At 60.4% G+C, this 25,270-nt stretch carries 21 protein-coding genes; 13 read left to right on the plus strand and 8 right to left on the minus strand.

Features of this window, described 5'->3' with window-relative positions; translation table 11 throughout:
• Positions 1-32 precede the first annotated feature (32 nt).
• The 3 genes from CFA77_RS10205 to tpiA all read right to left on the minus strand — a co-directional run bounded on the left by CFA77_RS10205 (position 33) and on the right by tpiA (position 3,040).
• Positions 33-1,670, minus strand: coding sequence for a CTP synthase (locus CFA77_RS10205; protein ID WP_034815501.1), 1,638 nt, complete (start codon positions 1,668-1,670; stop codon positions 33-35).
• 63 nt (positions 1,671-1,733) lie between these two features.
• Entirely contained in the window at positions 1,734-2,207 is a 474-nt protein-coding gene (gene secG, locus CFA77_RS10210; RefSeq protein ID WP_206990600.1) for a preprotein translocase subunit SecG, read from the minus strand.
• Positions 2,208-2,290: 83 nt separating this feature from the next.
• Positions 2,291-3,040 (minus strand): triose-phosphate isomerase, encoded by a 750-nt coding sequence (gene tpiA / locus CFA77_RS10215; RefSeq protein ID WP_206990601.1) that lies wholly within the window; start codon positions 3,038-3,040, stop codon positions 2,291-2,293.
• Between the two features lie 97 nt (positions 3,041-3,137).
• Here tpiA and CFA77_RS10220 point away from each other — a divergent pair, with 97 nt between their 5' ends.
• From CFA77_RS10220 to CFA77_RS10230, 3 genes are read left to right on the plus strand one after another with little or no spacing between them, the layout of a single operon-like run.
• Positions 3,138-5,039: a peptidylprolyl isomerase gene (locus CFA77_RS10220; protein WP_206990602.1), complete on the plus strand. Its 1,902-nt coding sequence runs from the start codon at positions 3,138-3,140 to the stop codon at positions 5,037-5,039.
• Positions 5,036-6,463, plus strand: a complete 1,428-nt coding sequence (trpE, locus tag CFA77_RS10225; protein WP_206990603.1) for an anthranilate synthase component I — start codon at positions 5,036-5,038, stop codon at positions 6,461-6,463. The genes CFA77_RS10220 and trpE overlap by 4 nt, the downstream gene beginning before the upstream one ends.
• Complete coding sequence (locus CFA77_RS10230; RefSeq protein ID WP_206990604.1) at positions 6,460-7,044, plus strand: aminodeoxychorismate/anthranilate synthase component II; 585 nt, start codon at positions 6,460-6,462, stop codon at positions 7,042-7,044. The genes trpE and CFA77_RS10230 overlap by 4 nt, the downstream gene beginning before the upstream one ends.
• Here the strand turns inward: CFA77_RS10230 and CFA77_RS10235 are convergent.
• Both CFA77_RS10235 and CFA77_RS10240 read right to left on the minus strand, forming a co-directional pair.
• Positions 7,041-7,517 carry a pyridoxamine 5'-phosphate oxidase family protein gene (locus tag CFA77_RS10235; protein ID WP_206990605.1) on the minus strand — a complete coding sequence of 159 codons (477 nt, stop codon included), beginning with the start codon at positions 7,515-7,517 and terminating at the stop codon, positions 7,041-7,043. The two genes, CFA77_RS10230 and CFA77_RS10235, sit on opposite strands and share 4 nt — an antisense overlap.
• Before the next feature lie 129 nt (positions 7,518-7,646).
• The gene (locus tag CFA77_RS10240) at positions 7,647-8,654 is read right to left on the minus strand and encodes a class I SAM-dependent methyltransferase (protein ID WP_206990606.1); all 1,008 of its coding nucleotides are present in this window, start codon (positions 8,652-8,654) and stop codon (positions 7,647-7,649) included.
• 213 nt (positions 8,655-8,867) lie between these two features.
• On the opposite strand from CFA77_RS10240, the gene trpD reads away from it, so the two are divergent.
• The 3 genes from trpD (at position 8,868) to lexA (ending at position 11,441) form a co-directional block, all read left to right on the plus strand.
• Entirely contained in the window at positions 8,868-9,899 is a 1,032-nt protein-coding gene (gene trpD / locus CFA77_RS10245) for an anthranilate phosphoribosyltransferase (protein ID WP_206990607.1), read from the plus strand.
• Positions 9,896-10,699: an indole-3-glycerol phosphate synthase TrpC gene (gene trpC, locus CFA77_RS10250; RefSeq protein WP_206990608.1), complete on the plus strand. Its 804-nt coding sequence runs from the start codon at positions 9,896-9,898 to the stop codon at positions 10,697-10,699. Before trpD ends, trpC begins: the two co-directional genes overlap by 4 nt.
• Positions 10,700-10,760: 61 nt before the next feature.
• Positions 10,761-11,441, plus strand: a complete 681-nt coding sequence (gene lexA, locus CFA77_RS10255; RefSeq protein ID WP_206990609.1) for a transcriptional repressor LexA — start codon at positions 10,761-10,763, stop codon at positions 11,439-11,441.
• Here lexA and CFA77_RS10260 read toward each other — a convergent pair.
• The gene (locus tag CFA77_RS10260; RefSeq protein WP_206990610.1) at positions 11,438-13,558 is read right to left on the minus strand and encodes a ComEC/Rec2 family competence protein; all 2,121 of its coding nucleotides are present in this window, start codon (positions 13,556-13,558) and stop codon (positions 11,438-11,440) included. The genes lexA and CFA77_RS10260 overlap by 4 nt on opposite strands.
• A 21-nt stretch (positions 13,559-13,579) precedes the next feature.
• On the opposite strand from CFA77_RS10260, the gene gltX reads away from it, so the two are divergent.
• From gltX to purL, 7 genes are all read left to right on the plus strand, one after another.
• On the plus strand, positions 13,580-15,049 hold the full coding sequence (gltX, locus tag CFA77_RS10265) for a glutamate--tRNA ligase (RefSeq protein WP_206990611.1): 1,470 nt from the start codon (positions 13,580-13,582) through the stop codon (positions 15,047-15,049).
• Positions 15,050-15,098: 49 nt separating this feature from the next.
• On the plus strand, positions 15,099-16,403 hold the full coding sequence (gltA, locus tag CFA77_RS10270) for a citrate synthase (protein ID WP_206990612.1): 1,305 nt from the start codon (positions 15,099-15,101) through the stop codon (positions 16,401-16,403).
• Positions 16,404-16,520: 117 nt separating this feature from the next.
• On the plus strand, positions 16,521-17,189 hold the full coding sequence (gene purQ / locus CFA77_RS10275; protein WP_206990613.1) for a phosphoribosylformylglycinamidine synthase subunit PurQ: 669 nt from the start codon (positions 16,521-16,523) through the stop codon (positions 17,187-17,189).
• Between the two features lie 103 nt (positions 17,190-17,292).
• Entirely contained in the window at positions 17,293-18,489 is a 1,197-nt protein-coding gene (locus CFA77_RS10280; protein ID WP_206990614.1) for a DUF418 domain-containing protein, read from the plus strand.
• Positions 18,490-18,556: 67 nt separating this feature from the next.
• A complete protein-coding gene (locus CFA77_RS10285; protein ID WP_206990615.1) occupies positions 18,557-19,567 on the plus strand; it encodes an adenosine deaminase in 1,011 nt (336 codons plus the stop codon).
• Positions 19,568-19,610: 43 nt separating this feature from the next.
• Positions 19,611-20,789, plus strand: a complete 1,179-nt coding sequence (locus tag CFA77_RS10290) for a DUF3089 domain-containing protein (protein ID WP_206990616.1) — start codon at positions 19,611-19,613, stop codon at positions 20,787-20,789.
• A gap of 48 nt (positions 20,790-20,837) precedes the next feature.
• Positions 20,838-23,177 (plus strand): phosphoribosylformylglycinamidine synthase subunit PurL, encoded by a 2,340-nt coding sequence (purL, locus tag CFA77_RS10295; RefSeq protein WP_206990617.1) that lies wholly within the window; start codon positions 20,838-20,840, stop codon positions 23,175-23,177.
• Between the two features lie 62 nt (positions 23,178-23,239).
• Here purL and CFA77_RS10300 read toward each other — a convergent pair whose 3' ends face one another.
• Positions 23,240-23,857 carry a porin family protein gene (locus CFA77_RS10300; RefSeq protein WP_034815756.1) on the minus strand — a complete coding sequence of 206 codons (618 nt, stop codon included), beginning with the start codon at positions 23,855-23,857 and terminating at the stop codon, positions 23,240-23,242.
• 279 nt (positions 23,858-24,136) lie between these two features.
• Entirely contained in the window at positions 24,137-25,135 is a 999-nt protein-coding gene (locus tag CFA77_RS10305) for a M20/M25/M40 family metallo-hydrolase (protein WP_206990618.1), read from the minus strand.
• Between the last annotated feature and the right edge of the window lie 135 nt (positions 25,136-25,270).

A 25,270-nucleotide genomic window follows, 5' to 3' on the forward strand; every position in this document is an offset into this window, starting at 1 on the left:
GGTCGAGGGTGACGGATCTTGACGGAAGGATCCTAAACCAGTCGGCTTTGCTTGACCGCCGCGCCGATGAAGCTTGCAAACAGCGGGTGCGGCTCGAACGGACGGGACTTCAGCTCTGGGTGATACTGCACGCCGATGAACCAGGGGTGCTCCGGAAGCTCGAAAATCTCCGGCAGCTTGCCGTCTGGCGACAGGCCGGAGAACAGCCCGCCGGCCTTTTCCAGCGCCTTGATGTAACCGGCATTCACCTCATAGCGGTGACGGTGGCGTTCGGAGATATCGAGCGTGCCATAGATTTCGGCGACCTTGCTGCCCGGCGTCAGGCGGGCCGGATACGCGCCGAGGCGCATCGTGCCGCCCTTGTCGGTATTGGCGTCGCGCTGGACCTTTTCGTTGCCCTTGGTCCACTCTTCCATCAGGCCGACCAGCGGTGCAGACGTGTCCGGGTCATTCTCGGTCGTGTTCGCGTCCTCGATACCGGCCATGTTGCGGGCCGCCTCGATCACCGACATCTGCATGCCATAGCAAATACCGAAGCACGGCACGTTGCGCTCGCGGGCAAACCTTGCCGCGCGCATCTTGCCATGTGCGCCGCGCTCGCCAAAGCCGCCCGGCAGGATGATTCCATGCACGCCTTCCAGAATGTCCAGCGGCCGATGCTCATCATCGAATTCTTCGGAATTGATCAGGCGGATATCGACCTTCACCTTGTTGGCAAGGCCGCCATGCGTCAGCGCCTCGGCAACGGATTTGTAGGCGTCCGGCACATCGGTGTATTTTCCGACGAGGCCGATACAGACATTGCCGTCCGGATGATGCGTCGTGTGCGCAATCTCGCTCCAGCCGGACAGGTCCGGCTCCGGAGCGTCTTCGATGCGGAAATGCGACAGGACTTCCTTGTCGAGCCCCTCGGCATGATAAGCGCCCGGCACATCATAGATATGGCCCACATCGCGCGCTTCGATCACGCTGGAGAGGCGCACATTACAGAAGCTGGCAATCTTGCCCTTCTCGGTCTCCGGAATCGGCCGGTCACACCGGCAGAGTAGCACATCGGGCTGAATACCGATCGAGCGCAGCTCCTTCACCGAGTGCTGGGTCGGCTTGGTCTTCATCTCGCCCGCCGCCGGAATATAGGGCAGCAGTGTCAGATGGATGAAGCAGGCGCGCTCCGGCCCGAGTTCCTGGCCGAGCTGACGGATCGCCTCGAAAAATGGCAGGCCCTCAATATCTCCGACCGTGCCGCCGATTTCGCAGAGCACGAATTCCACATCTTCGCCCGGATCGGACAGGACGAAATCCTTGATCTCGTTTGTGACGTGCGGAATCACCTGGATCGTCGCGCCGAGATAATCCCCGCGCCGTTCCTTCTCGATGATGCGGCTATAGATCCGCCCCGTCGTGATATTGTCGGACTGGCGTGCCGAGACGCCGGTGAAGCGCTCATAATGGCCAAGGTCCAGATCGGTCTCTGCGCCGTCATCGGTGACATAGACCTCGCCATGTTGGCGGGGGCTCATCGTGCCGGGATCGACATTGAGATACGGATCGAGCTTGCGCAGACGGACCTTGTAGCCACGCGCCTGAAGCAACGCACCGAGTGCGGCGGAAGCGATACCCTTGCCAAGGGAGGACACCACGCCGCCTGTAATGAAAATATAGCGGATCATGGGATCACCCTGATGCCGTGATTCGGACAAATGGGACGCAGGGAAAACACCTGCGCGGCGCAATTACTGGGGATTACCTGTTTCCGGCTCGGTTTCCGGCACAGGATCAGCCTCGATATCGGCGGGTGGCATGTCTGCCGTAGGATCGATCAGGACACCCGGCTCAGCCGCTTCCGGCGCGGGCGTGGACAGGCCGTCCTGGCCCTCCAGCAGCGGCGCGGTTGGATCCAGCAGGTCAACCGGGCCGGATGCGCCATCTTCGTCAGCGCCAAGTGCGCGCTCGACATTGGTGCGTGTGTCGGTGTTGCGATTGGCCAGTGTGGTCAGCGCCAGGCTGGTCACGAAGAAGATACCGGCAAACATGATCGTGGAACGCACCAGGGCGCCTGCAGCGCCACGACCGGACATGAGCGATCCCGCGCCGCCCCCGCCGCCACCACCAATACCGAGGCCGCCGCCTTCGGATTTCTGGATTAGGACCAGTCCTGTCACGATAAGACAGGCGAGGATGTGGACTACAAGGATGACGTTCTGCATGGCTGGTGCGTTTCCAGTAAAATTCAAGCGGCCCGCATATCCCCATTGGGGACAGACGCCAAGCCTTCGGGTTCAGTCTTTGATTACTTTGCTTGACCGTAAATGGCGAGGAAATCCGCCGCCTTCAAGCTTGCCCCCCCAATTAGACCGCCATTCACATCCTTGACCGCAAGGATTTCAGCCGCATTTCCCGGCTTCATGCTGCCGCCATAGAGCAGCGGAATGAGGTCTGCGGCCTCAGCACCGAATCGTTCTGCAAGGCGCGTGCGGATCGCGGTATGAACTTCATCAATCTGATCTGGCGTGGCAACTTCGCCCGTACCGATGGCCCAGATTGGCTCATATGCAATCACAATCTGTTCAGCCGCGGCCCCGTCCGGAATCGAGCCTGCGATCTGGCTGGCCACGAATTCCAGCGTCTCACCCGCCTTGCGCTGGTCGAGGCTTTCGCCAATGCAAATGATCGGCGTCAGACTCGCGCGCAGGGCGGCTGCGGCTTGCGCGGCCACGATTTCATTGCTCTCCGCATGGTCTGTCCGGCGCTCTGAATGGCCAACAATGACATGGGTTGCGCCCGCGTCTGCCAGCATTTCTGCCGACACATCACCAGTATGCGCGCCGCTTTCGGCCGCATGGCAGGTTTCGCCACCGACCCGCAGCGCTGAGCCGTGCGCGGCCTCTGCCGCAAGGGTCAGAAGGGTTGCCGGTACGCACAACAGCGCCTCGACCCCGGCCTTGCCCTGACCCACGCCTGCAGCCGCATCTCGGATTTCCCCAAGGCTGGACTTGAGGCCGTTCATCTTCCAATTCCCGGCGATAAGTGTTCTGGTCATAAGCTATCCCTATCTTGAAAGACCTAACGGGGTCGCCTAGCAAGCACTGGACCACCGCTCAACCTGCCAGAAAGACGCTGCCGATATGCTAGCCTTGATGAAAAGCCTGATGAATTCCTTCGTCGGGAAGATTATTGTCATGATCATCATTGCGGGGATGGCGTTCTGGGGTGTTGACCAGATGTTCGCTCAGCTGCGGGGCGGAATCGGCTCCAACATGGCCGCCGCGGGCAGCCGGGGCTTTGATGCCGTCACCTTCGATCGCCGCGTTGAGAGCGTCATCCGGAACATCAATGCGGACTCCGAAGAGCCCGTTACCAAGCCGGAATTGCTGGAACAGGGTGTCATCGACCAGGTCTTCCAGCTCGAAGCCGCCAAGCTCACCTTGCTCGGCTATGCCGACTCCATCGGCGTCCATCCCTCCACCGATGCCGTTGTGGAAGAACTGAAGAACATCGACGCCTTCAAGAACCCACTGACCGGCGCGCTCGACCTCGATACCTATCGCGATGTCCTCTATCGCAGCCGTATCACCCAGGCTGACTATGAACAGCAATTGTCTGACGATCTGACGATGAAAGCGCTGCGCGACGCAGCCGGCGCCGCGATCTTTCCGCCGAAAACGCTTTCCGGATTGCAAGCGCGCTATATTGGCGAAGCGCGCAATGTCGGCTGGTTCATTCTCGACACGAGCAGCCTGCCAGAGCCTGACGCGCCCACGGAAGACGAAATCCGCGCCTATTATGATGAAAATCTCGAAGCGCTGAAACAGCCTGAGCGTCGGATGATTGATGTGCTGCGCATGTCTGCCGAAGACTTCCTGTCAGAGGTCACCGTGACTGATCAGGAAGTGGCCACCGTCTATGAAGCCAGCAAGTCGGAGCGGTACTCAGAGCCTGACACCCGCACCTATGTCGAGCTCATGTTCTCCAGCCGCGAAGCGGCCCGCACGGCCTTTGGCCTGCTCGCCGCAGGCGCAGACCCGGCAAGCGTAGAAGGCGTCGCCTCGCGCGAAACCCGCACCGGCCGCCGTGAAAGCGTGTCCGATCCTCTGCTCGCAGAAGCCATGTTCGGGGCCGGCAAGCAAAGCGGCGCCCTGTTTGGCCCGGCTGAGCGCGGCGACCAATGGCTCGTGGCGCGGCTCGTCTCGGTCCAGCCCGGCGCAGTCTTTCCCCTGGAACAGGTTGAAGGCGAGATCCGCGACCAACTCTCCCGCGAACGCGCAGCCGTCCTCCTGTTTGAGAAAATGGAAGCGCTGGATCGCGCAATTGGCGCTGGCTACCCGATCGGTCAGATCGCCGAGGAAGTCGGCGTGCCGCTCATCACGTTCGCGCCCGTTGACCAGTCTGGCCGCACCCGTGAAGGCGTGGCACTCATGGGCCTGATCAGCGCCGGAGAAGCTTTCCAGCAGGCGTTCGAAATCCCGGTCGGTGAAACCAGCAACCGCATCGATATTGGCGAAGCGACCTATCTCACATCCCCCCACAAAGTGCTTGAAAGCTACACGCCGGAATTTGAGGAATTGCGTGAGGATGTGCGCACCGGTCTTGTTCGCCAGCGTGAAGCCAACGGCGTACAGGCCGCGCTGGATGATCTGACCGACCGGATCAAGTCTGGCGAGAGCACACTGGAAGCTGAAGCGCGCGCTGCCAACGAAGTGGTCGAAACACCCCTCGCGCCGATCACACGGCGCACGGCTGCCGATTCCGGCCTGCCAAATGCGGCAGTCAATTCCGTCTTCAGCGGCAAGGAAGGCGATGTCTTCACCTTCCCGAGCCGGACGGGTGATGCAGTCATGGTGATGCAGATCACCGACATCACACCACCGAGCGAGGCGGACATGTCGGAACTGGCCCCATTGGCCAATTCCAGCCTGCTGACCTCTCTGCAGACCGATCTTGATCAGGCGATGGAAGCCGAGATCGCGGCCACCATGAAGCTACGCACCAATCAGGGCACGCTCAGAGCCTACAAGGCCACTATCACGTCAGACCAATGAGCAATGCCAGACTGATTGTCCGTCGGCGAATCGGGGACATAGAAACCCCGGTTGCCGCCATGCTGAAGCTGGGCGCGGAAACGCCCGGCAGCTTCCTGTTCGAGTCGATTGCAGGTGGCGAACGCCTCGGGCGATATTCCTTCATCGGGCTTGAACCTGACCGCTGGTTCCGCATTCTCAATGGCAAAGCCGAGACGGCCAGCGATGCTGACTTCTCGGACGCCAAGACGCTTGATGCCGAGCCTGTTGCGGCCCTGAAAGCCTTTGCCCGCGATGCCCGCGCCAGCGCCGACGAAGACCTGCCACCTATGGCCTCAGGGGCCTTTGGCTATGTCGGCTATGACATGATCCAATATGTCGAGCCGGTGGAGATTACAAAGCCGGACATGCTGAACGTGCCGGAAGCCCTGCTGGTCATCCCGCGCGTGGTCATCGTGTTCGATCACATCTATCAGGAAATCCTGCTGATCGGCCGCGTCGAAGCCGACAACGAATCCGAGATCGACGCCCTGCTGGATGATGTCGAGGCACGGCTGGAACGCCTGCCCCAGATTCCACCCAAGGATCAGGCGCCCGCGCCGGTGGAACTGCAGTCCAACACCTCCAAGGCGCGCTATTTCGGGATTGTCGAAGCGTGCAAGGACTATATCCGCGCCGGGGACATCTTTCAGGTCGTACCGAGCCAACGTTTCTCCACACCCTTCCCGCGCCAATCGATCAGCTATTACCGCGCGCTTCGCCGCCTGAACCCGTCGGCCTTCATGTTCCACATGAATCTCGGCGCGGTCAGCCTGGTCGGCTCCAGCCCGGAAATTCTCGTTCGCGTCCGCGATGGCCGCGTCGCCATCCGCCCGATCGCCGGCACACGGCCGCGCAGCGGGGATGATGAGGAAGACGCCCGCCGCGCCGAGGGCTTGCTCAACGATCCGAAAGAGATCGCCGAGCACCTCATGTTGCTGGACCTTGGCCGCAACGATGTCGGCCGCGTCGCCGCCTATGGCAGCGTGACGGTCACCGAGCAGTTCATCGTCGAGCGCTACAGCCACGTCATGCACATCGTCAGTCATGTCGAAGGCGACCTGCGCGAGGGGCTCGACAGCGTGGATGCGCTCTTCGCGGGCTTCCCCGCGGGCACCGTCTCGGGCGCGCCGAAGATCCGTGCCATGCAGATCATCAACGAGATGGAAAGCCATCGCCGCGGCATCTATGGCGGCGCAGTCGGCTATTTCGGCTGGAATGGCGATCTCGACACCTGTATCGCGCTGCGCACCGCGGTGCTGAAGGATGGCCAATTGCACATCCAGGCTGGCGGCGGCGTCGTGCTCGATTCCGTGCCGCAATACGAATATGATGAAACCGTCCACAAGGCAGGCGCACTTCGCCGCGCTGCCGAACTGGCCGCCGCATATGAGCATGATCAATGAGCGCGCCAAAGAAGCAGATCCTCGTCATCGACAACTATGACAGCTTCACCTGGAATCTCGTCCATTATCTGGAAGAGCTGGGCGCGGAAACGCGCGTGGTCCGCAATGATGAAATGACGGTCGAGGAAGCCCTCGCCACCGGTGCGAACGGCATTCTCCTGTCTCCCGGCCCCTGCTCTCCCAACGAGGCCGGCATCTGTGTGGGGCTGATCCAGAAGGCGCCCAAAGACCTGCCGATCCTCGGCGTCTGCCTCGGCCATCAGTCCATCGGGCAAGCCTTTGGCGGCGAGGTCATCACCGCCAGGGAAATCCGTCACGGCAAGCTGTCAGAAATCCGCCAGACCGGCGGGGACCTTTTCGAAGGTTTGCCCGAAACCTATCAAGTGGTGCGATACCATTCACTCGCGGTGAAGCCCGAAGACCTGCCGGAAGTTCTGGTAGCCGACGCCTTCACCGAGGATGGCGAAGTCATGGCCCTGCACCACAAGACACGGCCGATCTACGGCGTGCAATTCCACCCGGAAAGCATCCTGACCGAGCACGGCCACGCCTTGCTCAAGAACTGGCTCGACAAGCTCTAGAAGCTGATTTCGAAATGCTCGCCAATGTCCGGCTTGTCGTCGGTGAGATTGGCTTTGGCAATTTCGTAGAAGAACTTCGCGCCGCCTTTTGACGTCCAGACTTCACCGGCATCAAGCGACAGTTTCAGCAGTAGGACGTCAGGATCCTGTTTGCCGTCTTCGTACCAGCTGGCCGCGATGAAGCTCCAGTATTCATCAAGCTTCTCCTTGTTGATTTCTGGCATGAGGCGACCGGACAGGCTGGCATAGAGCCCTTCCTTGTCATTGCACAGAACATAGTGCGCGTTCGTTCCGTTGGCATGTTCGGCCATGAACGTACCCTTGGCGGTGATGAACCACAGCTCGCGCTTGTTCTCATCAACATAGTGGGACATGGGCACAGCCCGGCCATCAATCACGAGCATGCCTGTGCGGCAGTCTTCAAGACGATCCCAGAAAGTTTCGGTGAGGTCCTTGTCAGCGAGTTGGGTCATGGGAGGGGAAGTTCCTTTCAGTGTTTCCCTCTCAACGCCTTTCCGGGCAGCCGGTTCCGCAAGACGGTTCGCGCCCCAATGAAAAAGGGGCCCGGTCAGGGCCCCTTCCCGATACGGATGATGACGCGTCTATTCAGGCTTGCGGAAGCGCAGCGTCATCCGGTCGGATTCGCCAATCTCGGCAAAAGCTGCACGCTCTGCAGAGCCTTCTTCCGACGTCCCAAAGCTCGGTGGCAGGCGCCACACGATGTCGCCTGGACCGGCATCGTCGGCGGGGTTCGCATTGACCTCACTCGACTCTTCCAGTTCGAACCCGGCAGCCTCGAAAGCTTCGACCACGAAGCTGGTCTTCAGATATCCTGCATTTCCATCGGCCCACTCATCCGGCGTGTCTTCCGACGCGCGATGCTGGACCACGCCGACGACGCCGCCTGGCTTCAGAATGCGATACGTCTCGGCAATGGTAGCTGAGAACGTGCCAAGCTCTGCTTCCGTCCGGTAGAGATTGTGCAGTGCGCGAATGAACAATGCGGCGTCGGCCTTCTCGGCCTTGTCGTCCGGCAGGGTCGTCAGCTTGTAGTCATAGACTTTCGCGCCATTCTCGCCGGCCCAGCCTTCTGCGGTCTCGGTCCAGCCTTCAAGCTGGGCCAGGATACCCGCGACGCGTTCCTCGTCAGCGCCTGGAAGGATGCGGATCCACATCTCGTCCGGATAGTGCGCGCCGATCAGCTTGCCCTCAGGACCGAGATAAGGAAGCAGGATCTTGGAGTACCAGCCACGGCCCGGCAGGGCTTCGACGACCGTCATACCCGGCTCAATGCCGAAGAATTCCAGTGTCGCACCCGGATTGCGCGCCTCGTAGCGGGCCTGAACGTCTTCGGGCTGCGATGCGAGCGCCGCGGCAAGCGCGACAGACGAGGAAACATCCATCGCCTCATCAGCTGTCTCGGCCATCTCCGCCATCTCGGCTTCGGCAGACTGGTCAATTTCCACTGACCCTTCGGCTTCCATCACCCTTTCCACCTCGATCGTCTCTTCGGCGGTCAGGTTGTCTGACATATCGTCAGCCGGTGCGGTCTGACAGGCGGCCAGCAAGGCCATGCCAGCAACGCTCGCGAGCGACAAATTGGGTTTCATAATGTCCTCCTCAATCAGGTCAGTTTTCTCTTGAAGTTCCCCTGTTCGGCGAACCTAACCCAATCTTCCTGCAAATGCGATCACGTGTTCGTGTATCCTGCTTGAAGCCTTTGTGGCGGATGCAGTGAAACCTCGCCCTGCGGCGTCGTCAGACTTGATCTGACGCCCCCACACACCCTATGCAGGCGCGAACCAGACCCGGATGACCTTCCTATGCCATCAGACAGTCTCACCACCGCCCTGCTGGCCATTGCCCGCCGCCAGCCACTGGACATCGCTACGCTTGAGGGGGCTTTCGACAAGCTCTTGTCCGGCGAGGCGGCCCCCGAAGAGATCGGCGCGTTCCTGATGGGCCTGACCGTGCGGGGAGAGACCGCCGACGAGCTCGCCGCCGGGGCGCGCATCATGCGCCAACATGCCCGCAAGGTGCATGTGGAAGGGCCTGTCCTCGATACATGCGGGACAGGCGGCCTGCCATGGAAAAGCCTGAACACCTCCACCGCCAGCGCGATCGTGATCGCGGCGGCGGGCGGACGGGTCGCCAAGCATGGCAATCGCTCGGTGCCGCCCAAGACCGGCTCGGCCGACGTGCTCGAAGCGCTCGGCGTCAATCTCGACATGGACGAAGAGACCTTCCTCGAATGCCTGAATGGCTGCGGCGTCGCGTTCATGTTCGCGCGCAGCCATCACAGTGCCATGCGCCATGTCGCGCCGGTGCGCGCAAAACTCGGCATCCGCACCATCTTCAATCTGCTCGGCCCGCTCAGCAATCCGGCCGGTGCCGAATACCAGGTTCTGGGCGTATTCGCGCCCGAATGGGTGCGACCGATGGCCGAGACCCTGTCGCGTCTCGGCACCAAGCGCGCCTGGGTCGTGCACGGCCTGGACGGCATCGACGAGATCTCCATCGCCGGCACAACGAAAGTCTGTGAAGTGGCGGGCGACGATTTACACGAATTCGAGCTGACCCCTGCCGACGCCGGACTGGAAACGAGCCCGCTTTCGACCCTGGAGGGCGGAGGCGTGGAAGACAATGCGCTCGCCATCACCGAATTGCTGGAGGGCCAGGAAGGCCCGTTCCGCGATGTCGTGCTGCTCAACGCAGCCGCCGGCCTGCATGTTTATGGCAAGGCCGACACGCTCAAACAGGGCGCCGCCATGGCCGCCGAGGCCATCGACAGCGGCAAGGCCCGGCAAACCTTGCGGGCCCTGGCTGCTCTCTCCAACGGACAGGATCCGGAATGAGCACCGCCCTTGATCGGATCATCGCCTACAAGGTCGATGAAGTCGCCGCCGCCAAACGCGAGACCCCGCTGGCCGCGCTGGAGGCACGCCTGCCCGAGGCCAGCCCGCCGCGCGGCTTCGCTCAATCCATGTCCATGATTGCAGGCCTCGACGAGAACGCACTGATCTGCGAGCTGAAGCGCAAGAGCCCGTCCGCCGGGGACATCCTGCCGGGCGCGGACCCTATCCAGATTGCCCGCGAATATGAATCCGGTGGCGCGGCCTGCCTCTCTGTCCTGACGGATGGGCCGAGCTTTGGCGGCAGCCTGGAGGATTTCGTTCAAATTCGCTCCGCTGTGGGCCTGCCCATGCTGCGCAAGGATTTCATGATCGATCCCTATCAGGTGATCGAATCCCGCGTGCATGGCGCCGATTGCGTCCTGGTCATCATGGCCTGCCTCAGCGACGCTCAGGCCAGCGAGATGACGGATACGGCACTCGACCTCGGCATGGACGTCCTGCTGGAGACCCACAATGAGGAAGAGCTGGCACGCGCACTCGACCTGCCGTCTCCGCTCATTGGCATCAACAATCGGGACTTGAAGCGCATGGTCACCGATCTGGCCACAACCGAGCGCCTCGCGCCGCTGGTCCCGGCTGAGAAGGTGCTGATTTCCGAAAGTGGCGTCTCATCGCCCGAACATATCAAAAGATTGCGCGAAACAGGCGCCCGGCGCTTTCTTATCGGGGAAAGTCTTATGAAAATGGGCATAAACCGCCACAAAAGCGTTACACAAATGAGGGTAGCTGGCACGAATTGACCCGAAGCATGAACACATGTAGAACATAAGTGAACATAGATTCGCCCGAAGGGAGTCACCCGTGCTGACTAGTAAACAAAAGGAATTGCTGCTCTTCATCAATGAGCGCATTCAGGAAACCGGCGTTTCGCCATCCTTTGACGAGATGAAGGATGCGCTGAACCTGGCGTCCAAATCCGGCATCCACCGTCTTATCACAGCGCTTGAAGAGCGCGGGTTCATCCGGCGTCTTGCGCATCGGGCCCGCGCCCTTGAAGTGCTGAAACTACCGGAATCGGTTTCGCCCGGCGCCCCTCGCGGCCGCAAGGAGTTCAAGCCGGCACTCGTATCCTCCGGTCAGCCTGCGCCGGCACAGAGCGCACATACCGTGCCGCTGATCGGCCGTATCGCCGCTGGTCTGCCGATTTCTGCGATCCAGCAGGACAATGGTCACGTCAACGCGCCGGATGGCCTGACCGATGGGGAAGAACACTTCGCCCTCGAAGTTCAGGGCGACTCGATGATCGACGCGGGTATCCTTGAAGGTGACATCGTGGTCTGCCGCCGCACGGATACAGCCAATACCGGCGACATCGTCGTCGCGCTGGTCGATGGGGAAGAAGCCACACTGAAGCGGCTTCGCCGCAAAGGCGCCTCCGTGGCGCTTGAAGCTGCCAACCCGGCGTTTGAAACACGCATTTTCGGGCCAGACCGGGTGCAGGTTCAGGGCCGCCTCGTCGCTCTGATTCGTCGCTACGACTAATCGGTTTCCACACCGCAAGGTTTCCAAGGCCGCGCTTTACAAGGCGCGGTCTTTTTTGATGGCGCACCTTTCGTGTTGAGGGTGATGGCACCTGTCCGGACCACGTCAGACCACAAGACAGGCTCAGCGCAATTGACGGATCGTTCGCCCGTATCCGTCAGGGCGTGTGGGACAAGTTCATACGCGGCATCGGCGCGAGGATGACAGGCTGTGGCATCGGCGTCGGGGCGCGGCAGCGCTATCCGGCCGATCTCGGCATCCAGAATGCACGGCCAGTCTGCACACAGGCCTGACGGCTCCAACGTGCTGAACCGCATCGGCGACAAACCATCGCCATCGATATAGCGGATCTTGTGCACCTCGCCGCCAGCCAGCCGCACGAACACGTCGCCCGAAGCCGACCAATGCAGCGCCATGGCCGGGGCCGCGATCCAGAGCCAGGTTGCCGGCCCGCTGAGGGCCACCACAAACAGCCAGCGCCATATGCCCCTTGCAATCACAGCCAGTCCCAACGCCGCACTGAACAGGACGAGTGAGACACCCGGCATCTGCTTGCCGGGAGACAGCCCGCCTGGTGCCTGTTCGGTACACGTCTGGGCGATCCAGAGAATGGCCTCCAGCGAATAGCCAAAGACACGCAAGCCCAGATCTCCGTATCCAAATGGTGTGAGGATCAGCGCGGCCGCAGCGGCGGGCGCGCTCACGAACGTGATCACCGGCATGGCTGCGAGATTGGCCAGCAGGCCGAGCCCCGCGAGCCGGTCAAAATGGTAGAGTGCATACGGGGCCGTTGCCGTGCCGGCGACGAGAGACGTGACCGCGAGCGAGGCCCAGCTATAGCTGAAGCTGCCCAGCACCTTGTCGGAAGCGGATCGGCGCGCTGTCCACGCCTCGTAGGTGGCGATCAGGGCGCCTGACGCTGCGAACGACATCTGGAAGCCGGGCGTCATGACGCTTTCCGGCTGCAACAGGATCACCAGGATCATCGCAATTGCAAAGGAGCGCAGGCTAAGCGCTGCCCGGTCGAACAGGACCGCGCCGAATACGACCGCCAGCATGATGAAAGCCCGCTGGGTGGAAACGCCGGCGCCGGAAAGGATGAGATAAGCCAAACTCGCCGCGAGTGCGATGATCGCTGCGGGTTTCTGCACCGCCACGCGCAGCGCCAATGGCTCGATACAGGCGAGCAGTCGCCGCATGAGGTAGAAAACCAGCCCGCCCACAATCGCCATATGGAGACCGGAGATTGCCAGAAGGTGCGCCAGGCCGGAATTACGCAGGGCGACCTGATCCTCCACGCGCATATAGCTGCGATCGCCCGAAACGAGCGCAGCCGCGAAGCCACCCGCCCGATCACCCGCGGCAATGTTCACATGCGCCGCCAATTGCCTGCGGAAGGCTGCGACCTTCATCCGGATATCTGGCAGTATTCCATCCGGCGCGCCAAGCGTGCCACCCCGGCAGCGGCCCTGCACATAGCCGACGCCTCCAAGTTGTTCGAACCATGCCTGCCGCCGGAAATCATATTCCCCCTCCATGCTCGGGGCGGGCGGCGGCCTCAGCACACCCCAGCATCGTACAAAGCGTCCGGAGGAAACCTCCAGCCGGGAGCGATGCGTCAGGCGCACGGTCTTGGGTGTCGTTTCCGGCGTCAGCCCTGCGATGGCGTGCACATCGATGCGCAAACGGGGTCCCTTGGCGCCAGTCTCGATTTCCGACAGCCAGCCCTCGACCATGACCGGCCCGGTCTCTGCAACGATCACGGGCGCTGCGACCAGCCGCGCCCGCAATGCTGCAGAACTCATCCCAAGCGCCGCGCCGAAGGCAAGCCACACGCAAAGTTGAAGCAGGGATGGCAACAGGAATCGTCGCCCCAGCGCGATCAGGATCGCCATGGCAAGCGGCGCCAGCAATACCGGTTCAAAGTCTGGTTCAGCGGGAGCTAGAAAATACGCCGCAGCGCCGCTTGCCATGGCAAAGGCGAGCAACAGGGGCAGTGCATCGACGGTCGCAATTGACCATATCTGACGTGGCTGCGCTGCATGCTGCGCGGCGCGCCCCTTGCCTTTGGCCGGGGAGTTGTGTTTCTGCGGCGCAAGAGCCTCACCCGCGTCCATCAATCGGAGCCTGCCTGTCCCATGAGCGTCATCACGCGTTTTGCCCCCTCTCCCACTGGCATGCTGCACATTGGAGGGGCAAGGACGGCACTTTTCAACTACCTCTTCGCGAAACGGCACAACGGGAAGTTTCTTCTGCGGATCGAGGATACCGACCGCGCCCGTTCATCTGACGAGGCGACAGCCGCCATTCTGGAAGGCATGGAGTGGCTGGGCCTGACACCGGACGCCCCTCCGGTCATGCAGTTTGACCAAGCCGCTCGCCACACGGAAATTGCCCTCGACATGATCGCGCGCGGCACCGCCTTCCGTTGCTACGCAACGCCCGAAGAACTGCAAGCGCGCCGCGACCTAGGCGAAGAAAAGCGCCAGGCTGCCAAGGCCGACGGTGTTTCGGAAGATGCGAAAGCTGCGCTGCTGGCCGAGGCCAACGAATTGCTCGCCCCCTATCGCTCTCCGTGGCGCGATGGTGCGCCGGCGCCTTCCGAGGATGCCCCCTATACTGTGCGCCTGCGCGCGCCGGATGGCGGCGACCGAATACTTGAGGATGGCGTTCAAGGCCGCGTGACCATTCAGGCGAGTGAATTGGACGACATGATCCTGCTGCGCGCCGACGGCACCCCGACCTACATGCTGGCCGTGGTGGTGGATGACCACGATATGGGCGTGACGCATGTGATCCGGGGCGATGACCATCTGAGGAATGCTTTCCGCCAGATCCCGATCTATGAGGCGATGGGCTGGGATATCCCCAAATTCGCTCACGTCTCCCTGATCCATGGACCGGACGGAGCGAAACTGTCCAAGCGCCACGGCGCCCTTTCGACGCTGGCCTATCGCGAGATGGGTTATCTGCCGGAAGCCATGAAAGCCTACCTGCTCCGCCTTGGCTGGAGCCATGGTGACCAGGAAATCTTCACCGAAGCCGAAGCGACGGCACTTTTCGATGTCGAGGGTATCAACAAGGCGCCCGCCCGGCTGGATCTGGAGAAACTCGGTCAGATAAACGCCCATTTCATGCGCGCGACCGATGACGCGCGCCTCTTCGATCTTCTATTGCCCTATCTTGAAGCCAATGCCCCAATGAGCGAAGCCGAGACTTTTCGCATCCGCGCTGCGATGGCCGGCCTGAAGGATCGCGGCACGACGCTCCCCGAACTGGCTGAGGCGTTCGCGTTCCTGCGCGACATCCGGCCAATCCAGATGAACAAGAAAGCGCGAAAGTCGCTGTCAGAAGAAGGACTTGACCGGCTCGCCGGTCTGCGCGACGAACTGCAGCAATTGCGCCAATGGACGGCAGAAACTATATCGCACGTCATAAGTTCCTATTGCGCTGACCACGACCTCTCCATGGGGCAGGTGGGTCAACCGCTAAGGGCTGCGCTGACAGGCGGCTTGCCCGCGCCAGACATTGCACCGGTCCTTGAATGGCTCGGACAGGATGAGGCGCTGGGACGTATTGAAGATCAAACGGCGAAGGCAAGGGATTAAACTCCCACGCCGCGCTGGACAAAAACATGATTTGGAAGGGCTAAAGCTGATGGAAAACAAGACCAAAGACGCTGGTACAGCGAAGATCGAAATTGACGGCAAATCATATGACATGCCCGTCCTGTCCGGTACGCATGGGCCGAACGTCATGGATGTGCGCAAATTCTACGCGCAATCCGGCCAGTTCACCTTTGACCCGGGCTTCACCTCGACGGCGAGCTGTGAAAGCCAGATCACATTCATTGACGGGGAAGAAGGCGTCCTGCTGCACCGCGGCTATCCGATTGGCCAGCTGGCTGCGCAAGCGACTTTCCCCGAAGTCTGCCACCTGATCCTGAATGGCGAACTGCCTTCCAAGGCCGAACTCGACAGCTTCAATGACGAAATCAAGCAGCACACATTGCTGCACACCCAGATGGACCGCTTCTTCGAAGGGTTCCGTCGTGACAGCCACCCAATGGCCATGCTGACCGGAACGGTTGGCGCGATGGCGTCATTTTATCCTGGCGCCATGGACAGCGAAGATCCGGAAGAGCGTCGCCTCGCCTCGATCCGCCTGATCGCGAAGATGCCAACGCTCTGCGCTCGCATCCTGAAGTACAATATGGGCCAGAAATTCGTCGATCCGCGCAACGAGCTGTCTTATGCGGAGAACTTCCTCAGCATGTGCTTCTCGGTCTCCGCTGAAGACTACAAGGTCGATCCGAAGATTGCGAAAGCAATGGACCGCTTCTTCATCCTGCACGCCGATCACGAGCAGAATGCCTCGACCTCGACCGTGCGTCTTGCAGGCTCGTCGGGCGCGCACCCATTCGCGGCTGTGGCCGCTGGCGTAGCCTGTCTCTGGGGCCCGAGCCATGGCGGCGCAAACGAAGCCTGCCTCAACATGCTGCACGAAATCGGCACAGTGGACCGCATTCCGGAATTCATTGAAAAGGCCAAAGACAAATCTGACCCGTTCCGCCTGATGGGCTTCGGTCACCGCGTCTACAAGAACTACGATCCCCGCGCGACCGTGATGCGTGAGTCCGCGCACGAAGTGCTCGACCTGCTGGGTCTGAAGGATCAGCCGATTCTGAAAGTCGCCATGGAGCTGGAACGGATTGCTCTGGAAGATGAGTACTTCGCCGAGAAGAAACTCTACCCGAATGTCGACTTCTATTCCGGCATCATTCTCGACGCGATCGGATTCCCGAAGCAGATGTTCACCGTCCTGTTCTCGCTGGCCCGTACGGTTGGCTGGATTGCCCAGCTCAACGAGATGCTGGTCGACCCGACCCAGCGCATTGGTCGCCCGCGCCAGATCTATACCGGCGCTGCCCAGCGCGATTATGTACCAATGGATCAGCGTTAATCCGCCAACTACGATTCAGAAAGCCCCGGCAGCGTCCGGGGCTTCTTTGGTTTCGGGACAGGCAATACCGCAAATGCCTGTTCCCTTTTCACCCGACTCCCTGCTAAAGGCCTGCGCATGAAAACCGCTGTGATTGTCTTCCCCGGATCAAACTGCGACCGCGACGCGCATGACGCCCTCGCCAAGGTAACAGGCCAGGCGCCGGCCATGGTCTGGCACAAGGATGGCACGATCCCGGAGGGCACCGACCTCGTCATGGTTCCCGGTGGCTTCTCCTACGGCGATTACCTGCGTTGCGGCGCGATGGCAGGCAATTCACCCGTGATCTCGCAATTGCACGATCATGCCGCGCGCGGCGGCTATGTGCTCGGCGTCTGCAACGGCTTCCAAATCCTTTGCGAAACGGGTCTCCTGCCCGGCGCGCTTATGCGCAATGCCTCGCTCCACTTTGTCTGTCGCCCTCAGGCCCTGAAGATCGAGTCGACGAACACGGCCTATACAAGCGCCTATTCCGGCGCATCGGACGTAGTGATCCCCGTCGCCCATCATGACGGCAATTATTTTGCTGACGACACCACGCTCAATACGCTGGAAGGCGAAGGCCGCGTGGCCTTCCGCTATGCCAGCGGCCAGAACCCGAACGGCTCTGCGCGGGACATCGCCGGCATTCTCAGCGAAAATGGCCGCATCCTCGGCATGATGCCGCATCCAGAGCGCGCCATTGGCGGGCATGAGGGCGGCACCGACGGTCTTGGCGTGTTCGAGAGCCTGCTCAGCGCGGCCTGACCCTAGGCCTCCCTGACGGCCCGCCCCCACCCAAGATTATTCTTGACGCGATAAGCGCATGAATATATCGATAATCAATAATTCTGGGGCTGCGGGGAACACCATGACATATCTTGAAGAAAGCCAGGCTGCTGGCCGCGAAATCTTTCCTGACCTTGCGCGCGCATGGGCACTTTTCGGCATCGCGCTGGTCAATGTCGGCGTCCTGTCCTGGCCCATGATGAGCAGCTATCATGCCGCTGGTGCAACGGTGAGCAGCATCGACGAAGCCGCATGGTTTGGCGTCAACGCCCTGTTCCTGATGAAGTCCTACTCACTGTTCTCCTTCATGTTCGGGGTCGGCTTCGCCTATCAGATGCAGTCCGCTGAACGGCGCGGGGTCGGCTTCGCGGGGCGGTACTGGCGTCGCATCGTGGGCCTGCTGGCCTTTGGTGCGTTGAACATTGCCTGCTTCTTCATCGGCGACATTCTCGTGATCTATGCGGTGCTCGGCTCCATTCTTTTCCTGTTCCGCAATGCGTCCCAGAAGACGCTGATCGTCTGGGGCTGCATCATCTACGCAATCCAGATCCTGCTCGTCTCAGCGATCGCGCTCATGATGTATCTAGGGGTCACCTTTGCACCAGAGGAAATGGTGGCGGTGACGGAAGAGTTCGCCGTGGCAGACGCCAAGGCGCTCGAAATCTTCGGGTCGACCGGTTTTGCCGAAACAGCGGCCTATCGCGTGTCTGAATATCTTTCAGGCTTCCCTTTCATGATCTTGTTCCAGGGATTTGGTGCGTTCGCCTTCTTCCTGTTTGGCCTTGCGGCCGTACGCAGCGGCATCATCGCCCGTGCCTCGGCCCCTATCTGGAAACCTGCGCGCCGTTTCGCACTGCCTGTCGGTTTGCTGCTCAGCAGCGCAGGCGGCTGGTTGCTGGTCGACAGCCACGGCATGACCGATCCGAGAATGCTGCTCGGCCTCGTCCTGGTCACGATCGGGAGTCCGTTCTCCACTTTTGGATATCTCGGCGTGATCGCGAAATGGGCCGAAGGTACACCGGGGCCCGTCACGGTTTTCTTCGCACGGGGCGGCACGTCCTCGCTCACCGCCTACCTGATGCAGGGCCTGATCTTCTCGTTGCTGTTCACCGCGTATGGCTTTGGTTACTTCGCGAGCCTGACCGCGGCACAGACCATTGGCGTTGCCTTCCTCACCGCACTCTTCAGCGTCGCCTTTGTCAGCCTCTGGCGGGTGAAGTTCCAGCGCGGCCCCATGGAGGCCATCCTGCGCAACTGGACCTATCTCGGCGCACGTTAGCCGCGTTCGACCGGTTGCCCTTCGCGTCCGATCCGGTTCTATGGGACTGACCCGACAGGAGGCTTCCATGACCGCCCACAAAGATCTCATCGCGCGCTTGCCCAAGGCTGAGCTGCACCTGCACATCGAAGGCAGTTTCGAACCGGAGATGATGATGGCGCTGGCCGAGCGCAATCAGATCGAGATTCCGTTCAAGACGCTGGAAGAGGCCAAGGCGGCCTATGATTTCAACAATCTTCAGGAATTCCTGGACCTTTATTATCAGGGCATGAATGTGCTGCGCACCGAGCAGGACTTCCATGACATGACTTTCGCGTATCTGAAGCGCGCCAAGGAAGACAATGTTGTTCATGTCGAGATGTTCTTCGATCCGCAGGCGCATACAGAGCGCGGCGTGGCGTTTGGAACTGTCGCTGATGGTATAATCTCGGCGCTGAAGCGCGGCGAGGAAGAGCTGGGCATCACATCCGAACTCATCATGAGCTTCCTGCGCCATCTGAGCGAAGAGGACGGGTTTGCCCTGCTCGAAGAATCCGCACCCTGGCACGACCATTTTGTCGGCGTGGGCCTCGACAGTTCCGAGGTTGGGCATCCACCGTCGAAGTTCCAGAAACTGTTTGCACGCTGTCGCGAGCTTGGCTTCAAACTCTGCCTGCATGCCGGCGAGGAAGGCCCTCCGGAATATGTGCGAGAGGCCCTTCTGGATATCGGCGCGGACCGGATCGATCATGGTAACCGCGCGATGGAAGATCCCGCGCTCATCGCCGTATTGCGCGACACCCAGACGCCGCTCACCAACTGCCCCTTGTCAAACCTGTCGCTCTGCGTGCTCGACGACCTGCGCAAGAGCCCGGTGAAACGTCAGCTGGAAGAAGGCTTGCTGGTGTGCGTGAACTCTGACGATCCGGCCTATTTCGGCGGCTATATCGGCCAGAATTACGAGGCCATCACCGAAGCGCTGGACCTGTCGGCCGATCAGATCGTCCAGCTGGCCCGCAATAGCTTCGCCGGCTCGTTCCTGAGCGACGCCGACAAAAGCCGCCACCTGTCAGAAATCGACCGGGTGCGGGGTAGCTGACCCACGTTCGATCCGTCCATTCCAAAATCTAAGGAAATCCGCAATGCTCAAGAAATTCATTTTCGGTTCGGCCGCGCTTGCGATTTCCGCTTGCGGAAACGACGCCGGCTCAGTGACTGACGCCCCAGCGGATCCACCTATTGAGCCGCCTGCCTTCGCGGTGAATGACTATTCCGATACGACGAACTGGCTTTGTCATCCGGACAAGAGTGACGATGCCTGCTCCATCGACCTGACAGCCACCGAAATATTGGCGGACGGCACCACGACCCGATTGCCCCACACCCCGGCAGCTGAGCCCGCTTTCGACTGCTTCTACATCTACCCAACAGTCTCTTTCGACGTCACGCCAAACAGCGACATGATTGCGGGGCCCGAAGAGTTGAACGTTGTAGCCAATCAGTTTGCCCGATACGGCGAAACATGCCGCCTCTTTGCACCAATCTACCGACAGACCACATTGCTGGAACTGCAAAAGCAGATGACCGCCGGTCAGACAGCTGCAGATGACGCGATGCGCTACGCCGATGTGATCGGCAGTTGGAACACCTATCTTGCCAACGAGAACAATGGCCGCGGCGTTGTCCTGATCGGTCACTCGCAAGGTGCCAGCATGATCTACCAGATGCTGGAAAAGGATATTGTCGGCTCTCCCGCTGAGGAGAAGCTCATCGCAGTCCACGCAATCGGCTATGAAACTGTGATCGATCCCAGCACCGGGCGCGCATCCGGTCTGCCAGTCTGTTCCTCCCCGTCCGAAACCGGATGCATCGTGAGTTTCGCCAGTTTCCGCGAATCCTCGCCACCGCCCGAAGATTCCTTTTTCGGCAAGGCCCAGGACGGCAAACGCGCGGTCTGTACGAATCCGGCGGCGCTCGGCGGTGGCCAGGGTGATTTGAAAGCCTACATGCCCCGCCAAAGCCTTGGAAGACTTGCTCCAAATGACTACGGCGTCGCGGTCGACACACCTTTTGTTTCGCTACCCGGCCTGCTCTCAGCCCAATGCCTGGCCAACGACACCCATGACTGGCTGGCTGTCACGATTCACGCTGATCCAGCGGATCCGCGCGCCGATGACATTCCAGGCGATCTTGTTTTCAACGGCAAAGTGGTCCCCGATTGGGGCCTGCATCTTGTCGACATGAATCTCGCAATGGGCAACCTCGTGGACCTTGCCAGAACGCAAGGGCAGGCCTGGTTGGACGCCCAAAACGCAGAGTGAGCACAATGAGGCTGGCGACTCGTGGCAATTGCCGCTAAAGCGCCGGTCATGACTGACAAAACTGCGATCCTCGCCCACCTCACCGCCGAGCAGGATGACACTGCCGGCCTGGAACATGGCATCAAGGCCGACGAATGGGAGCGCCTCGTCACGCGGCTCGGGCGCAAGCCGAACCTCGTCGAACTCGGCATCTATTCGGTAATGTGGTCAGAGCATTGCTCGTACAAATCCTCGCGCCGTCATCTGTCCAAATTCCCGACCAAGAATGACCGCGTCATCCAGGGCCCCGGCGAGAATGCCGGCGTCATCGACATTGGTGACGGCCAAGCTGCCATCTTCAAGATGGAGAGCCACAACCACCCGTCCTATATCGAGCCTTATCAGGGCGCGGCGACGGGCGTGGGCGGCATCCTGCGCGATGTCTTCACCATGGGCGCGCGCCCGATCGCGCTGGTCAATGCATTGCGCTTCGGCTCCCCGGACCATCCCAAGACCCGCAGCCTCGTGGCGGGCGTGGTCGCGGGCATCGGCGGATACGGAAACTGTGTGGGCGTGCCGACCGTGGCCGGGGAAACCCAGTTCGACGAAGGCTATAATGGCAACATCCTCGTCAATGCGATGGCCGTCGGCCTCGCCGATCAGGACAAGATTTTCTATGCCCGCGGCGCGACGCCCGGAAATCCGATCTTCTATGTCGGATCGAAGACCGGGCGCGACGGCATCCATGGCGCGACCATGGCGTCTGCCGAATTCTCCGAGGGCGACGAGGAGAAGCGCCCTACCGTGCAGGTTGGCGACCCGTTCACCGAGAAGCTGCTGATCGAGGCCTGCCTCGAACTGATGGCGACAGACGCCATTCAGGCAATCCAGGACATGGGCGCTGCTGGCCTGACCTCCTCCTCGGTCGAGATGGCCGCCAGCGGCGGCGAGAATGGCGAAGGCATCGGCGTGGTCATGGACCTCGACAAGGTGCCCCAGCGCGAAGAAGGCATGACAGCCTACGAGATCATGCTGTCCGAGAGCCAGGAGCGCATGCTCATGGTGCTCTATCCCGACAAGATCGATGTCGCGAAAGCGGTGTTCGACAAGTATGACCTGTCGGCTGAAGTCATCGGTCACACGACCGATACCGGCCATCTTGTGCTGACGCAGTTTGGCGAGACGGTTTGCGACATCCCCGTCGCTCCACTGGCTGAAGATGCGCCGAATTATGACCGCCCCTGGACAGAGCCGCCGAAGCGCGCGCCTTTGGACATTTCAAAATATCCCGAGCCTGAAGATTACGGCGAAGTGCTGCTCAAGCTGATGTCGTCGCCTGACATGGCGTCAAAGCGCTGGATCTGGGAACAGTATGACCGCCACGTGATGGGCGACACGGTCGACTCGTCGCAAAGCATGGGTGACGCCGCCATTGTGCGCATCCACGGCACGAACAAGGCGCTGGCCATCACATCCGACTGCAACCCGCACTATGTAGCCGCCGATCCCTATGAAGGCGGCAAGCAGGCGGTGGCGGAAGCTTACCGTAACCTCTCCGCTGTTGGCGCAACGCCGATTGCGATCACGGACAATCTCAATTTCGGCAATCCGGAAAAGCCCGCCACGATGGGCTATATCGTCAAGGCGATCGAAGGCATGGCCGAGGCCTGCCGCGAACTCGACTTCCCGGTCGTTTCCGGGAACGTGAGCCTCTACAACGAGACCGACGGCAAGGCGATCCCGCCAACGCCGGTGGTCGGCGGAGTCGGTCTGATCGAGGATGTCTCGAAGATCGCGACGCTGAAGGGTGCGCAGCCGGGGGACGCGTTGATCCTCATAGGTGAGACGAAGGGCCATCTTGGCGCGTCACTGTATGCGCGCGAATGGCTTGGCCTGAAGGGTGAGGCACTTGGCTCCCCGCCATCTATTGATCTCGAAACGGAAAAGAAAAACGCGGACTTCGTACGTGAGCTTATCCACAAGGGCCTCGTCAACGCCGTCCACGACGTCAGCGACGGCGGAGTTGCCTGCGCGGCTGCGGAAATGGCTTTGGCGAGCGGTGTCCGAGTTTTTGTGAGTGCTGAGCATTTGGCTATTCAGAATTCAGAAGAGGTAAAGCAGCATTATGCAGCTTTAATGTTTTCAGAAACGTCAGGGCGATACCTTGTCTCAGCACCGGAAGAGCGTGTTCAGGAAGTATGGGCTCAAGCAGATAGTGCAGGAATAGCTCGCTCTTTTGGCGGCAGTGGCCTTGTTGGTTCGCTAGAGGATACGGACTGGGATGCACAGTATGATCTGGTACTCAGTGAATTCGATATTAGCTTTAAGGACCGTGTAGACCTCCCCCTCTCCCGCCTCCGCGAGGCACATGAAGGCTGGCTGCCGACCTACATGAATACGGTCGACTGAACGAGAAACGCCCCTCCCGCATTCTGCGGAAGGGGCGCTCGGTTTGGGATGCAATCGTTGGATTAGAACTTGTACCCAACACCCAGCATCACACCATTCGTGTCGGTATCTTCAAACGAATAGTAGGTGTAGTCGCCGCGAAGCTCCCAGTTTTCGGTCAGGTCATAGGTAAGACCTGCACCGATGGCCGGGCCTTCCTCGGAATCCTCAACCGTAATCGGCGTACCGCCCGGCGTGGCCAGCGACGCATCAAGATCGATATATGCATAACCGGCGCGACCGAAGGCGCTCAGGCGCTCCGTAAGCGGCACATCTGCGCGGCCATACAGGCCAACCAGATAGTTCAGGCCGATGTCGCCGGAAGCGCCGATCAGATCGTTGAAATCGCCATCATTGTTGTCGTCGAGATTGAACTCGTCTTCGTCAACATTGTAGTCGAATTCGCCATCATCGATGCCCGAGGCCAGTTCACCTTCAAGGCTAAAGACATTGTTGAACTTGTAGCCGAGACGCGCGGCGATGCCGTTCGTGTCAACACCCTGCTCTGCACCATCGGGTTCGATTTCCAGGTACTGGTACCCGCCATCAAGATAGAAGCCCGTGTCACTCTCATAGGACTGCGCCTGAGCGGACACAGCCAGACCCGTGGCTGCAGATGCGATCAGAAAATACTTAAACATGTGGTCTCCTTTAAAGACGTGTTCAGCTCCCGCCAGATCGGCGAGACCACAAGAAAACCGTGTCTGAACTGTGTCTGTTCCCATGACAAATCCGCAACCCTCAGCAGTTGCCGGAAAGTCACATGTTCTTAATGCGGATTAACCACCCTTACCGTTGTTTTATTTATTGAAATACGGTGCTCAGAGACTTTCGTGCAGCATTGCAAATTGGTGACGCACAGTGGGTTTGGAACCAACCCGCGGTGCCGACGTTCTCACGCCCCTTCCTCCTTGAAAGGATTAGTTTTCCTGCCGCTTGGACGAGATGAGCCAGGCATCCGCCGCCTTCACCGCCATAACAAGCGTGTCGCCCGCCCGCACAAAGAAATCATGTGTCAGATCGCCATAATCATCCGAAGGGGCGTGATATCCGGGATGGTCTTCGACCCCAAAATACAGAAATGGAATGCCGATCTCGTGAAAGACGGCATGATCGGACTGGTTGGTCCAGTCATCCTGTCCGAGTTCAGGCGAGTCATGTCCTGTGAGCAGGGTTACCGGCACTTGGGTGGCCAAATCATCAATCATGGGCTTCAGCTGCGGGTAAGGCGTGGTGCCAGCGACATAGAGTTCTCCCGCGTCGGATCGTCCAACCATGTCGAAATTCATGGTCAATGCGACCCGCCCAAGATCAATCAGCCCAGATTCGACCAGAGCCTTTGCGCCCTGATAGCCGATTTCTTCGGCGTCCAGCGCGGCAAAGACGATGTCATGCTTGGGAGGATTTCGCTCGAAATATTCTGCGACACCGACAAGCGCGGCCACACCAGAGGCATTGTCGTCAGCGCCATTATATATTTCTCCGTCAACGATGCCGAGATGGTCGTAATGGGCCGTAACCACGAGCATGGGGCCCCGCCCCGGCGTCTCCCCGGCGATCCAGCCAACAATATTCACACCGTCTGCCGGTTCCGATAACCCGTCCATTGGCCCCGGCAGGACTGGAAAGGCGTACTCGTATGTCCCGTGGAACCTGCGCAGCTCCATCGTCTCGAACCGCTTCAGGATGAATCCCCGTGCTGCGGCATTGCCCGATGATCCCGCAGCACGGCCTTCCAGTGCGTCCGAGGAAAGCGTTTCCGTCAGGTTCAGCATGGCTGGGCCGTCTACATACATCGCGCGATACTCCGTGAGACGGTCCGCCACGTCGTCATCGCGGTTCATGTAGAAGAAGACGCCCGCGACAATCATCACAATGAAAAGAACTTCGGCGAGAATGAAGGCGCGCATTCTGGTCATGGGGGCGAATCCAATCATGATTTCTGTTATTATCACTTTAGAGTTGCCCTCCTGATGTCACAATCGGTTCAGCCGGATGCTTGACGTCGCAGGTGCTAAACGCCAGTTCTGCGACGCAACTGGAAGGAACTGCCC

The organism is Hyphomonas sp. KY3, assembly GCF_017309975.1.
Taxonomy (GTDB): domain Bacteria; phylum Pseudomonadota; class Alphaproteobacteria; order Caulobacterales; family Hyphomonadaceae; genus Hyphomonas.